The organism is Mesorhizobium sp. ES1-3 (assembly GCF_020164795.1).
Classification (GTDB): Bacteria; Pseudomonadota; Alphaproteobacteria; order Rhizobiales; family Rhizobiaceae; genus Mesorhizobium.
Genome location: NZ_JAIUGW010000008.1, coordinates 1 through 13015 on the forward strand (window position 1 = coordinate 1; position 13015 = coordinate 13015).

Annotated in this window: 10 protein-coding genes; 2 read left to right on the forward strand and 8 right to left on the reverse strand. The window is 63.3% G+C overall.

Going from position 1 to position 13015, the window contains the following annotated elements; translation table 11 throughout:
* Positions 1-70 precede the first annotated feature (70 nt).
* The 7 genes from LB536_RS13210 to LB536_RS13240 form a co-directional block, all read right to left on the reverse strand.
* On the reverse strand, positions 71-481 hold the full coding sequence (locus tag LB536_RS13210) for a carboxymuconolactone decarboxylase family protein (protein ID WP_224592953.1): 411 nt from the start codon (positions 479-481) through the stop codon (positions 71-73).
* Between the two features lie 384 nt (positions 482-865).
* A complete protein-coding gene (locus LB536_RS13215; protein WP_224592955.1) occupies positions 866-2362 on the reverse strand; it encodes a sugar ABC transporter ATP-binding protein in 1497 nt (498 codons plus the stop codon).
* Entirely contained in the window at positions 2362-3417 is a 1056-nt protein-coding gene (locus LB536_RS13220) for a hypothetical protein (RefSeq protein WP_224592958.1), read from the reverse strand. Before LB536_RS13220 ends, LB536_RS13215 begins: the two co-directional genes overlap by 1 nt.
* Complete coding sequence (locus LB536_RS13225) at positions 3414-5537, reverse strand: ABC transporter permease (protein ID WP_224592961.1); 2124 nt, start codon at positions 5535-5537, stop codon at positions 3414-3416. The genes LB536_RS13220 and LB536_RS13225 overlap by 4 nt, the downstream gene beginning before the upstream one ends.
* A gap of 241 nt (positions 5538-5778) precedes the next feature.
* Entirely contained in the window at positions 5779-6804 is a 1026-nt protein-coding gene (locus LB536_RS13230; protein WP_224592964.1) for a sugar ABC transporter substrate-binding protein, read from the reverse strand.
* Positions 6805-6891: 87 nt separating this feature from the next.
* Positions 6892-7878: an ABC transporter permease gene (locus LB536_RS13235; RefSeq protein ID WP_140812012.1), complete on the reverse strand. Its 987-nt coding sequence runs from the start codon at positions 7876-7878 to the stop codon at positions 6892-6894.
* 278 nt (positions 7879-8156) lie between these two features.
* Positions 8157-9584 carry a DHA2 family efflux MFS transporter permease subunit gene (locus LB536_RS13240; protein ID WP_224592967.1) on the reverse strand — a complete coding sequence of 476 codons (1428 nt, stop codon included), beginning with the start codon at positions 9582-9584 and terminating at the stop codon, positions 8157-8159.
* A 115-nt stretch (positions 9585-9699) separates the two neighbouring features.
* Between LB536_RS13240 and LB536_RS13245 the strand changes: the two genes are divergently transcribed.
* Positions 9700-10701 carry an ornithine cyclodeaminase family protein gene (locus LB536_RS13245; protein WP_224592970.1) on the forward strand — a complete coding sequence of 334 codons (1002 nt, stop codon included), beginning with the start codon at positions 9700-9702 and terminating at the stop codon, positions 10699-10701.
* A complete protein-coding gene (hutH, locus tag LB536_RS13250) occupies positions 10698-12215 on the forward strand; it encodes a histidine ammonia-lyase (protein WP_224592972.1) in 1518 nt (505 codons plus the stop codon). The genes LB536_RS13245 and hutH overlap by 4 nt, the downstream gene beginning before the upstream one ends.
* Here hutH and LB536_RS13255 read toward each other — a convergent pair.
* Complete coding sequence (locus LB536_RS13255) at positions 12180-12980, reverse strand: 3-methyl-2-oxobutanoate hydroxymethyltransferase (protein ID WP_224592975.1); 801 nt, start codon at positions 12978-12980, stop codon at positions 12180-12182. The two genes, hutH and LB536_RS13255, sit on opposite strands and share 36 nt — an antisense overlap.
* Positions 12981-13015 lie beyond the last annotated feature (35 nt).

Consider the following 13015-nt stretch of genomic DNA (forward strand, 5'->3'; position numbering starts at 1 on the left):
TCCAAAAATCAGCGTTGAATCTGATTTGCGCTTCCTTGGGAATCCCAACCCGTTAAATCGTCACTACGTCCTAGCTCTTCACCTCGAATTGCGGATCGACTGGAATCTGCATGGCCGTGACCAGATGGTTGGTCTGGCCAGCGAGACCGATGATCGACACCAGTTCGCCATGCTGCGCGTCGGTCATGCCCTTGGCCCGCGCCGCCGCCGTGTGCGAATGAACGCAGTAGGAACAGCCATTGGCCGTCGACACCGCGATGTAGATCATTTCCTTGGTCAGCGGGTCGATGGCGCTGTCGGCGACCATCACCACCTTCAACTGCCCCCAGATCCGCTTCAGCGTCACCGGATCATTGGCGAGCCCGCGCCAGAAATTGTTGACGAAATCCGATTTGCGCGTGGCGCGAATATCGTCGAACACCGCCTTCACCGCCGGGATTTTTTCCACCTCGGCATCGCTCAGGAGTCTTGTGGTGGCCATGGTGCGGTCCTTTCGTTTGGAATGGGTGGGTTGGGGATAACGAGTAAAGGCGGCCACTCACGTCGGATGATTCGGTTTTGGCGTGTCTCGGAAACCTTTAAAGGTGCGCCTCGGACCCAAGCTTCGTCATTCTAGGGCGAAGCAGGAGCGAAGCTCCGTCGCGGAGACCCTAGACTCCATGCCGCGACCTTGGCCAATGGGTGCGACGGTGCAAAATTCTCCACTGCTGTGTCGCTCTGACGTCGCGGCATGGATCCTGGGGTCTGCGCCGCGTCGCTTCGCTCCTTGCTTCGCCCCAGGATGACGAAGTGATCGTCGTGTCGGCTAATCTCCGAAGCCTGCAGCAAGGGTTGTCAGACATATCGGGTATTCCTCCAACACACCCTAATGCACCGCCGCATACATGATCTTCTCCTCCGTCGCCTCCGCCGGCGAAAACTCCTCGACGATACGCCCCTGCCGGCACACGAGAATGCGATCCGACAGGTTCATGATCTCCGGCAAATAGGACGAGATGACCACCACAGCCAGGCCCTCGTCGGCCAGCCGGTTGATGATCTGGTGGATCTCGGCGATGGCGCCGACATCGACGCCGCGCGTCGGTTCGTCGAAGATGACGATACGCGGCTGCTGCACCAGCCCCTTGCCGATCACCACCTTCTGCTGGTTGCCGCCGGACAGCTCGACGACGCGGGCATTGTCGTTGATCGCCTTGATATTCAGCGTCTTGGTCCATTCCGCCGAAAGCTGGCGCATCTCCTGCTGGTTGATCACCCAGGCCTGTTCGCGGCCCGCCGCCAGCAGCCCGCCGAACAGGTTTTCGGCAACGCCCATCGTCTCGAAGATGCCTTCGCTCTTGCGATCCTCGGTGACATAGACGATGCCGTCCGCCACCGCTTCGCTCGGCACGAGGTAGCGCACCGGCCTGTCGTCGAGTTCGATCGCCCCACCGCGCAGAAAATCGCGCTTGCAGATACCCGACACGATCTTGAAGGTTTCTGTGCGCCCCGAGCCGATCAGCCCGAACACGCCGGTGATCTGGCCTTCGAAGATCGAGAAGGAATTGTTGCGCACGACATTGCTCATCGAGATATCCTGCACCGACAGCACCTTCTTACCGGGCGTGCGCAGCCTGGCCTCGTCGCGCTGGCGGTAGATCTGTCCCGACAGCGTGCGCCCGACCATGGCGGCGACGATCTTGTCGCGGTCGAAGGCCGACGTGTCGTCGGTGATGACCAGTTCGCCGTCGCGCAGGATGGTGATGCGGTCGGCGATCATCAATGCCTCTTCCAACGCGTGGCTGATGAAGACGATCGAGACACCGTTCGCCTTCAGCCGCCGGATCAGCGCGAAGAAATGCCGCTTCTCCTCCGGCGTCAGCGTCGCTGTCGGTTCGTCGAAGATGATGATCTCGGCATTGTGGTGGACGGCGCGCGCGATCTCGACCATCTGCCGCTTGGCGGCACCCAGCGTCGCCACCATGGCGTTCGGATCGACCGGAAAATTCAACGACTGCAGGAACTGCTGTGCTGAAATATACGTGCCGCGCAGCCGGTTGAGGAATTTTTCGGTACCGAGATAGAGGTTTTGCGCCACCGTCATCGACGGCACCAGGCTGGTTTCCTGGAACACCATGGCGATGCCGGCCTCGAGCGCGGCATGCGGTGAGGCGTAGGCGATCTCCCGGCCCTTATGAAACATCTTGCCCGACGTGGCGTTGACCACCCCGGCAATGATCTTGGTCAGCGTCGACTTGCCGGCGCCATTCTCGCCGAGAAGCGCATGGATTTCGCCCTTGCGTAGCTCGAAGGTGACATTCTTGACCGCTGGCACGCCACGGTAATTCTTGGTGACATTCTCGAGGCGAACGATCGGCTCCATCAGAAGCCTCCCGAGGCGAGGTCGACGGCCAGCACGCAATCGCCGCCCCTGGAAGCGATGAACAGTTCGCCGCCTTCCTCCACCACGCTGCAGATGCCATGGCGCGTGCCGTTGGCGCGGCTGTGCAGGCTGAATTGCGGCTGCATGTCCCGGTCGAGCCGGACCACCAGCCCGTAGGAACGGCTAGGCGACCACGGCTTGTGAATGCCCATGGTGCGGATGCCGCCACATTGCAGCGGCTCGAGGAAACTGCGGTTGGATGCCAGCGCCGGGGCAATCCAGTAGGCCGGCGGTACCTGGTCGATCATGTCCTGGCGATAGTGCGTTTCCTGCAGTACGAATTCGATCAGCCGGTTGCGTGGCGCGAACAGGGTCAGCCACGCCCCGCCATCGCCGACCGGCGACAGCCGCGCGGGATAGCCGGGCAGATGCGTCAACACAGTCGAGCGGCTGCCGGTCGCGGCATCGAAACAGACAAGCTGATGGCGCCAGCTTTCGCTGACCAACACATCCCGGCCAAGGATGTGAAGCCCGTAGGGAAAGGCGATGTCGTCAGCCACTTTGCGGAACTCATGATCCGCGGCGTCTCGTTTCCAAAGCGAACCGGACGCGCCTTTCTTCATCAGATCGGCAGCCCATTGCGACGGCGCGAATTCGGCCGAACCATTGGCCAGCCACAGCGCACCGTCTCCTGCATAGGCGAGCGCGGTGATGCAGTGGATCCCCGCCGCCAAGGACACCTCCCTGCCCGCGATCAACAGCTTGCCGCTTTCCAGCCCCACCGTCAGTTCGCCTGAAGGCGACAGCGCCAGCGCCGTGATGGGAGACGGAAAGATCTCGATCACGACAGGTTCCACGCCAACGGCAATCGCGTAGACGGTGTTGCCGCTGGAGGCCAGCAGCTGGCCATCGGCAACCAGCAGATTGTCCGGCTCGGTCAGCTCGGCGAACGCCGGCGCGTCATCGAGCCGTGTGTTGGGACGGAAGGCACCGTCGAGCGGCGGGATGGTCACCGCCTTGCCGCGAAACATATCCAGGATCGGATCTAGGATCATGGCTGCGCGCCCCAATAGGAATCGGGGCTGGTCCAGTTCGGATCGGCGCCGGCAATTTTGTAGCGGCCGATGCGGTTGTTGAGGATGCCGCCGACGAACAGACATCCCTTGTGTTCGCGCATCGAGGTGACCATCGGATGCGCGCCGCCAGAGAGATCGCCCATTGCCTCGACGATGCCGCCCTTCTCGTTGAATTTCACCACGCCGCCGGTGTTGATGTTGGGGAACAGCCATTCGTCCTGCGGCAGCCGGCGCGTCATGCGCTTGCGCATGTCGGGGTGGCGCAGCGAGAGGTCGAAACTCGGCGTGCGCATGCCGAGCCACGCCATCCAGTAATTACCGTCCGATGCCCGATTGATGTTGTCGGGATAACCCGGCATGTCGCGGATGACGCATTCGGCGGTGCCGGCCTTCGGCCCTTCCAGCCAGTAGCGGTGCACACGGCAGGCCCAGCTTTCGGCGAAAAACAGCGACTTGCCGTCATGCGCCATGCAGACACCATTGGTGTAGCGGTAGCCATCAAGCAGCGTCGTCGTCGAGCCATCCCTGGGGTCGTAGACCAGCAGTCGCCCGGTAGCGCGGTTTTCGATCGAGTCCAGCGCCCAGTCATGCGCGTCATAGCGCTTGGTCGAGTCCGTAAAATAGATGCGGCCGTCCGGCGCGATATCGCAATCATTGGGATCGCGCAGCCGTGCATCGTCGACGATCGACGTCCAGGAGCGCGACGTCTCCGCCGACAGGCGTTTCACCTCCCGATCCGGCGAAACCGAATACAGCCCCATGGCGCCGACACAGCTGATCAGATTGCCCGACTTGTCGAAGGCCAGCCCAAGCGGAAAACCGCCAATATGGGCGAACACTTCCGACCTGAGATGGTCCGGCGCGAAGAAGCGGACGATCTCGCCATGGCGGGTACCGCAATAGAGATTGTCGTCGCGGTCGAGGATGACGTCTTCCGGCCCCTCCAGCTCGCCAAGCCCGATATGGTCCGCCGCCGACAACCGGTTGTCGAGTGCGTAAGGCGTGCCCGAGCCCGGCACCGCGGACTGTGTTTCGCCCATCTTGAGATAGACCGGCGCGACATAGACCTCGTTCAGCACTTTGTGGCGGTTCTTCAGCCAACGGATGTCGATGGTCACCGCCACAGCAAGCATGATGCCGAGCACCATCTGGTTGGTGCCGGTGCCGTAGCCAAGCCGGATCAGCCCATTGGTCATGGTCAGCACGATGATGGCGCCCATCAGGCCCTTGATCACCGAGCCGCGCCCGCCGCCGAGGCTGACGCCGCCGACCACCGCCGCCGTCAGCGCCATGATCTCGAGATTGAGGCCGGTGCCTGGCCCCGCCCCGCTCAAGCGGCAGGCGATGAGAAAGCCGCCGATCGAGGCGCAGAAACCGGAAAAGATATAGGTCATGAACACGGTGCGGCGCACCCGGATGCCGGCATTGTGCGCCGAGCGCCGGGAGCCGCCCACCGCCAGCACATGCCAGCCCGGCCGCGAGCGTGTCAGCGCGATATGGGTGACGATGGCCAGGATGATCGCCAACCACACCGAGACGGACAGGCCCCAGAAAGTGCTGTCGCCGATGAAATCGAGCACGTCGGACGTAGCGGTCGAAAGCTGCACGTCGGCGGCATAGGTGGTGACGAGGATGTCGAACAGCGCCCGCCCAAAAATGAAGGTGACCAGCGTGGTGAGAAAGGCGCGCAGCCGCAGGTACCCGACGAGGTAGCCGTTGATCGCGCCGAAGACGAGGCCGGTGGCGAGCGAGGCGGCAAGCGCCAGCCAGATCGATTGTTCGAGGATGAAGAAGACATAGACCGCGGAAAAGCAGGACAGCGCGAAGATCGAGCCGACCGACAGATCGATGCCGCCGCCCAGCATCACCACGGTCATGCCGGTGACCACCATCGAGAATTCGCCGAGCTGGCGGGTCGATTCCTGCAGCGAGGTCAGCTTGAAGAAGCCCGGAATGATCGAGCCGAACACGCCGAGCGTCGCCACCAAAGCCAGGAAGGGAATGGCGTTGTCGGTCCAGCGCTTGGTCAGGATCTCGCCGACCAGATGGTCGGGCACGAGATTGTAGCGCCAGGACTGCAGGCGTTCGCGAAAAGTCATCAGGTCACTGCTGCAAGAGAAAAAGAAAGATGTGGTCAGCTTCCGAAGGGCAATTATTCAAGGTTTGCGCTGCCCCTCACCCTTACCCTCTCCCCGTGAAGGACGGGGAGAGGGGGTCGCCAACGTTGCGTCTAATCCCTTCTCCCCGTCCCTATACGGGGAGAAGGTGCCGGCAGCCGGATGAGGGGCAGCACCAACGTCGGAAGAAGCGACCGCCATTAGCGCATCGAAAAAGGCCCGCCTACTTCGCCGTCACTTCCGCCTGCAGCGCCTTCAGGTCCCAGCAGCTGTCGGGCTTGAGGTCGGCCTTGGTCGTCGCCTTCTCCAGCGTGTAGATGTAGGTGTGCGAGGTGCCGGCCGGCTGGCCGCTCTGCAGCAGGAATTTGATGATGGCGTTCATGTCGCCCGACTGCCGGGCAAGTTCTGTCATGACGACAGCACCGTAAGTACCGTCCTGCAGCTTGTCGCAATCGGCCGCCTTTTCGCCGCCGCCGGTGGTGACCAAAAACACCTTGCCGTCGAGCTTGGCGTCACGGATCGCGGCGGATGCGCCGGTCGCGTCACCATCCCAGAAATCGATGATCGAACAGATGTCCGGGTTCTGCTGCAGCATGGTCGTCGTCACGTTGCGCGAGGTCGTCGCATCCCAGTTGGAGTCGGGCTTGGCCACGACCTTGAAGTCGGGGTGTTTGTCCAGCACCTTCATGATGCCGGCATACTGGTAGAGGCTGGAAGAGTTGGCCTGGTCGCCCTGCACCAGTCCGATCTTCTTGGACGAGTTCTCGCCGCAGCCCTTGATCGCGGCTTCGGCTTCGAGCTGGCCGAGCCGATCCCAGTCGCTGCCGACAAAGGCGTCGGCCGGGAAGTTGGCCGGGTTGTCGACGAGGATCACATAGGTGCCGGCGGCCTGCGCCTTCTTCATCAGCTTGGAATAGGAATTGAGGTCCGGCGCATGGATGATCAGCACATCGGGTCTGGTGTCGGACGAGATCGCGTCGGTGATCGCCTGCGCGCCGGCATCGACCACCCAGTTCGGATCGCGCGTCTCGAACGTGCCGCCCCAGGCCTCGACTTCCTTCTTCAGATAATGCGCCCAGCCCTGCGCCAGGTCGAAGCCCATCGCCAGCGGCACCAGCATGACGCGCTTGCCTTTCAGCGCTTGTGCATAGGCAGCGGGGCCCGGATCGTCAGCGGCGAAGGTCGGCGCCACGAAGGCGGTAACGGCAAGCGCCGTGGCCGCCGCCATGAGTGTTCTGATCAGTTTCATGTCTCATCCTCTGGTTCGGTTTTCATTGCCGGCGGATCGTCCCGATCGCACCGGGTACCCCGAGCAAGATGGGCTAGCCCATCTGCTCTAAATGTCGCCCTGCTGCGCGGTCTGTTCGTCACGCGGATTGATGATCCCGTCGACGATGATGGCGCCGAGCAGGATCGCCGCCTTGATCAGGTTCTGGTAGAGCAGCGGAATGTCGATGATGGTCATGGCATTGAGCAGGATGCCGATCAGTGCCGCCCCGACCAGCACGTTGCGCACCCCGCCCCGTCCGCCCGACAGGCCGATACCGCCGATCACCGCCACCAGCACGATGTCGTAAAGCAGCGTCGAATTGACGACACGCGTATTGATCGAATGCAGGCTGGCCGCTGTCAGCAGGCCGGCGACCAGTGCCACGAAAGCGGAGAGCACATAGCGCAGCACCAGCATTGGCCGCACCGGAATGCCGATGTTGCGCGCCGCGACCGGATTGTCGCCGGCGAAATAGATATAGCGGCCCCATTTGGTGTAGCGCAGGAACAGGAAGAACAGGAAGGCGAGCCCCGCGAAGACGAACACCTCGATCGGGACGTCGAGGAAGCGCAGGCCGCCTAGCAGTTCCACCCAATGGCCCTGCGGCACCGGCACCGCGTCCTGGGTGATCAATTGCGAACGGACATAGCCGAAGACGAAGGAGCCGGTCGCCAGCGTGACGAAGATCGCCGGCACATCGGCATAGGCGACGAGAAAGCCGTTGAGCAGTCCGATGGCGAGCACGCCGGCCAGCACATAGGCGAAGGCCAGCCCATCCGAGGTCCCGGTGTTGAGCAGTTGCAGGTACCAGGCGACCGACATGGCCATGATCGCCACCGCCGACAGGTCAATGCCGCGGCCGATGATGACGACCGCCATGCCTAGCGCCAGAATACCCAGCACCGAGACCGAGCGGACGATGGCGACGAGATTGTTGGGATCGATGAAGCCAGGCAGGCCAATAGCCGCGGCAACGAACAGCACGACGGCTATGGCAAAGACGATGCCTTCCTGGTTCAGGCTCCTGAAGTTCAGCCAGCCAGCCATGTTCATTGTCTGCATTCACCCCGCTGGCAGCGCAGCCACCCCTTGGAGAGAAAGCTAATCGGCCGAGCGCCGCTTCGTCAAATGAATCCGCGTTCAAAACGCGGGCTGGCGGCGAGATTCGCAAAGTGGACGCATTGATTGCCGAATCTGGCGCAATGCCCGGAAACTCCTGCACTTTTGGCAATTGTTTGCGTCATTGTCCGCGCCTGCGGATACACAGCACCAAGCCGAAAGGCGAAGACGGAATTTAACCCTGCGATCGGCGGGAAAATTCGATTTCAGTTTCAGGCAATATGGCCCGAGACCTCGGCGCCGGCGGTCTTCGGCAACACCAGGAAGCGGAACGACGAAACCAGTCCGATGACGCCGATCACCAGGAAGGCTGCTCGAAAATCGACGAGATCGAGCGCCGGCCGGCCTCTCGCGATCTGCGACAGGTTGAGGATCGCCGCCGCCACCGCGACGCCGAACAGCATCGCGACCTGCTGTAGCATCGAGGACAAGGTCGCCGCTGAGCTGCGCTGCCCGGCGGCGATATCGGCGAAGGCCAGCGTGTTGAGCGCGGTGAACTGCATCGAGCGCGTCAGGCCGGCAATCAGCATCAGCGCCACCACCAGCGCTTGCGGCGTCTGCGGCGAGATCGCCGCGCAAGCCATGATCGATGCGGACGCGATGATGCCTTTGAAGACCATCACCGAGCGAAAGCCGAAACGGCGCAACGTCGGCGTCGTCACCGTCTTCATGCCGAGATTGCCGAGAAAATAGGCCAGGATCATCATACCGGCATCCACGGGGCTGAGCCCGAAGCCGACCTGGAACAGAAGCGGCAACAGGAACGGCGTGGCGTTGATCGCCACCCGGAAGATGGTGCCGGCGGCGAGCGTCGAGATGGCGAAGGTCAGCACCTTGAACGAGGAAAGGTCGAGCAGCGGATGCGGCGCGCGACGGAGATGCCGCACTGCTACCCAGCCGACGACGATCCCCGCCGCGATCAGCCCCACCGTCGGCAAGGCGCCATCCTCCGGATGCGCGATGCGCTCGAGACCATAGAGCAGGCAGGCGAGCCCCAGCGACGTCAGGAAAAAACCCGGCCAGTCGAGCGGCTTGGGATCGGCTTCACGGTCACCCGGGATGAAGCGGGCGACCAGCGCCAGCCCGACAATGCCGAGCGGGATGTTGATGAAGAAATTCCAGTGCCAAGAGAGGTAAGTGGTGATGAAGCCACCAAGCACCGGCCCGACGACAGGCGCGAACAGCGCCGGCCAGGTGATCAGCGCCGTGGCGTTGAGCAATTCGGATTTCGACGCGTTGCGCAGCACCAGGATGCGGCCGACCGGCGTCATCAAAGCGCTGCCCAGGCCTTGCACGGCACGGGCAATGACGAATTCGGTCAGGGTCTGCGAAAAACCGCAGGCGAGCGACGCCAGCGTGAACAGCGCGATCGCGACGAGGAAGATGTTCCGTGCACCGAACCGATCGGCGAGCCAGCCCGACAGCGGCACGAACACCGCCATGGTCAGCATGTAGACGGTAATGCCGATGCTCATCGCCACCGCCGGCACGCCGAACGATTCCCCCATCTGCGGCAGCGAGGTCGAGATGATCGTCGAGTCCAGCAGTTGCATGAAGAAGGCGATGGCGACGATCAGCGCCACACGCCGCGAATTCCTGGCTGGGTCGGCTGAAGCTTCGGTCTCGGAAACGGCAGTCATGACGGACCGCTTTGAACAGCATTTGGCCGACGGCGTCCAGACAAGAGCCAACAAACTTTCGTGTCGCGTCGCGGCCTGTTATGGATGAGCGGGGTGGCCGAGGAACAGCGTGCTCATGAAGCCCATCTATATCGACTATCTCAATGCCCTGGACATCGAAGCCCTTGCCATGACTGATGGTGAAATCATCGGCGCGGTCGAGGCCGGGCTCGTTGCGCAAGGTAAGGGCCAGACCGTGATCGAGCCGCGTGTCCACCTCGAACCCGACCCGTCCTTCCATGGCCATTTCAATGTCTTGCGCGGCTACGTGGCGCCGCTCGACGCGGCCGGCGTGAAGATCGTCGGCGACTATGTCGACAACTATCTGCACGGCCTGCCCTCTGAATTCGGTATCCTCAATCTATTCGATCCGCGCACCGGCACGCCACGCGCCATCCTCGACGCCACCGTCATAACCGACATGCGCACCGGCGCCGTCACCGCCATCGGCGCCAAACACCTGGCGCGCAAGAACTCGAAGGTGCTCGCCCATATCGGCGCGCGCGGCACCGCCTACTGGAACGTGCGCCTGCTCGACCATCTCTTCGATTTCGACGAAATCCGCGTCCATTCGCGCCGACCGGAAAGCCGCGACGGCTTTGCCGCCAAACTCTCCGCCGACCTCGGCAAGCCGGTCAAAGCGGTGGCCGATTGGCAAAGCTGCGTCGAAGGTGCCGACATCGTCGTCGAAGCGTCGCGGCTGCCCGAGCCGCAACCGCTGCTGAAGACAGAATGGATCAAGCCGGCCGCCTTGGTCGTGCCCTATGGCACGATGAGCGCGGTGGAGCTGTCGCTGACCGACATCATGCAGAAGATGGTGGTCGACGATTGGGGCCAGTGCAAGGGCGGCAAGTTCGGCGCGCTGCGTGCGCATGTCGAGACCGGACGGCTGAGCGAAAACACGCTGCATGCCGAACTCGGCCAGATCGCGGCCGGTCTCAAGCCGGGACGGCAGAGTGACGACGAAACAATCCTGTTCTGGCATCGCGGCCTGTCATTGTCCGACATTGCGCTCGGCAAGGCGATGCTGGCCAAGGCACAGGCGCAAAGCATCGGCCAAAGGTTGCGCTTCGCATGAGCGCGCTCCTCCTCACCGGGGCTGGCGTCAGTGTCGGCGATGTCGCCGCCGTCGCCCGCGAAGCGCGTAAGGTGGAAATCGGACCCGATGTCATCGGCAGGCTGGAGAAGGCGCGAAAGGTGCTCGACCAGGCCGCTGCCTCCGGCCAACAGATTTACGGCCTGAACACCGGGCTCGGCGCCAATCTCGGCACATCGGTCGAGGGTGACGCCAGCGCCTTCCAGCGCCGGTTGCTGGAAGGCCGCAGCGGCGCGGTCGGTGAAGCGCTGCCGGTCGAGGCCGTGCGGGCAACCATGCTTGCCCGCCTGACAATGCTGTCGGCCGGCGGGTCCGGCCTTTCGCCGTCAGTCTTTGTCGCTTTGGTCGATACGCTCAATGCCGGGGTCCATCCGGTTATGCCGTCGCTGGGCTCGATCGGCGCCGGCGACCTGGTGCTGATGACCGCGATCGCGCGCCTGCTGATCGGCGAAGGCGAAGCCGAGTATCAGGGAAGGCGCATGCCGGCAGTCAAGGCGCTGATGATGGCCCGCCTCGGCCCTATCGGCCTGGCGCCCAAGGATGGGCTGTCGCTGATCAACGCGTCCGCCGTATCCGCCGGCGGCGGCGCACTTGTGGTCACCGACGCGCTGTCGGCTCTGGCCCAGCAGCAGCAGGCCGGCGCGTTGACCATGGAAGGGATCGGCGCCAACCGCACCGTCCTCGATCCCCGCCTGCACATGGCTAGGTCGGCCGCAGGCCAGCAGGAAGCCGCCAAGGCGCTGCACGATCTTCTCGCCCGCGACGAAGCGCCGGCGCCCACCACCATACAGGACTCGCTGTCGATCCGCTGCATGCCCTCGATTCACGGCGCGCTGATCGAGGCGATCGGTCAGGCAAGACGCGCCGTCGAGATCGAACTCAATGCCGCCGCCGACAACCCGCTGGTTCTGAGCGACGACGAGCTGGTGCTGTCGACCGGTAATTTCCACACGGCGGCGCTGGCGCTTGCCTTCGAGACACTAGGCCTCGCAATCGCGCAATGCGCCGCTGCAAGTGCCGCCCGCTTCATCCAGCTCACCGGCTGGGGCCGCAACGGCTTGCCGAAATATCTGTCGCCAGTCGGAGGCGCTTCGGCCGGTTTCGTGCCGCTACAAAAGACGGTGACGTCGATCCTGGCCGCCATCCGCCATAAGGCCAATCCGGTGATGCTCGATTTTCTCCCGGTTTCGGAAGGCGTCGAGGACCACGCCACGCAGACGCCGCTGGCGATATCGAAATGCGCTGATATGATCGCACTGTGGCGCCGGCTGATCGCTTTCGAACTGATGGCAGCGGCGCAGGCAATCGATCTGCGTGAAGGGTTGACGCTGGCCCCACGCACATCGGCTGTCCACATGGCGATACGCGCGCTCGTTCTGACGCTGAAGGATGACCGGCCGCTCGGCGTCGATGCGGAAGCACTCCACGCCGCACTTGCCGGCAATGCGTGGCAGCCGGCCTTATCTCCGGCCGACCTTGTCAAGGAACAGGCCTAGCTCGGCGGGGTCCATGTGCACGATGTGCCTGTCCTCGGGATAGGCGCCGCTGTTGACGTCGGCGATATATTCGGAGAACGCCGCCACCCGCTCCGCCTGCAGCCGGTCATACTCGGCGGCGAAGTTGCGATAGACCTTGGAGTGGCGGGGCATGTGGCCCCTGTTCTGGCCAAGGATGTCGTCGGCGAACAGATATTGCGCATCGCAGCCCGTGCCCGCGCCCATCGACAGCATGATCAGCGAGGTGCGCTCCGAGATCGCCTTGGCGACCTCGACCGGGACGACCTCGATCTCGGCACCGATGGCGCCGGCCGCCTCCAGTTGCTGCACCGCCTCGAAGACCTGCATCGCCGTGTCGGCGGACTTGCCGACCGCCTTGAAACCGCCGGTCCAGGTCGCGCGGGAAGGAATGAGGCCGACATGGCCGATGACGGGAATGGCATCGTCCGCCATCCGCTTGATGGTTGCGTAGCCCGCGCTGCAATAGACCGCGTCGGCGCTTGCCTTATAGAGCCGGAAGGCCCAGCGGACGAAATCATCCGCGGTGCCGATTTCGAAGAAATTGTCGCCCGGCATGGTGAACAGGCTGGGTGCCGCGTCGCGGTATTGCGGGTTGAGCACCAGTTCGGGAGGCACCGAGACAATGTCGACCCCTGCCCGTTCGGCGGCTTCCGCCTCGTCCAGTGTCAGCACGCGCAGCATGGTCAGCTGCCGCTTGCCCTTCATGGCGCGCAAATCGGCGACGGTCGGTCTCTTTCGGCTCATTGAAACGTCCCTCTGTTGGTTACCATCGCGATGCC

Coding starts and splice junctions, on each gene's coding strand:
- LB536_RS13210 (WP_224592953.1), bottom strand. CDS start 481: ATGGCCACCACAAGACTCCTGAGCGATGCCGAGGTGGAAAAAATCCCG.
- LB536_RS13215 (WP_224592955.1), bottom strand. CDS start 2,362: ATGGAGCCGATCGTTCGCCTCGAGAATGTCACCAAGAATTACCGTGGC.
- LB536_RS13220 (WP_224592958.1), bottom strand. CDS start 3,417: ATGATCCTAGATCCGATCCTGGATATGTTTCGCGGCAAGGCGGTGACC.
- LB536_RS13225 (WP_224592961.1), bottom strand. CDS start 5,537: ATGACTTTTCGCGAACGCCTGCAGTCCTGGCGCTACAATCTCGTGCCC.
- LB536_RS13230 (WP_224592964.1), bottom strand. CDS start 6,804: ATGAAACTGATCAGAACACTCATGGCGGCGGCCACGGCGCTTGCCGTT.
- LB536_RS13235 (WP_140812012.1), bottom strand. CDS start 7,878: ATGAACATGGCTGGCTGGCTGAACTTCAGGAGCCTGAACCAGGAAGGC.
- LB536_RS13240 (WP_224592967.1), bottom strand. CDS start 9,584: ATGACTGCCGTTTCCGAGACCGAAGCTTCAGCCGACCCAGCCAGGAAT.
- LB536_RS13245 (WP_224592970.1), top strand. CDS start 9,700: ATGAAGCCCATCTATATCGACTATCTCAATGCCCTGGACATCGAAGCC.
- hutH (WP_224592972.1), top strand. CDS start 10,698: ATGAGCGCGCTCCTCCTCACCGGGGCTGGCGTCAGTGTCGGCGATGTC.
- LB536_RS13255 (WP_224592975.1), bottom strand. CDS start 12,980: ATGAGCCGAAAGAGACCGACCGTCGCCGATTTGCGCGCCATGAAGGGC.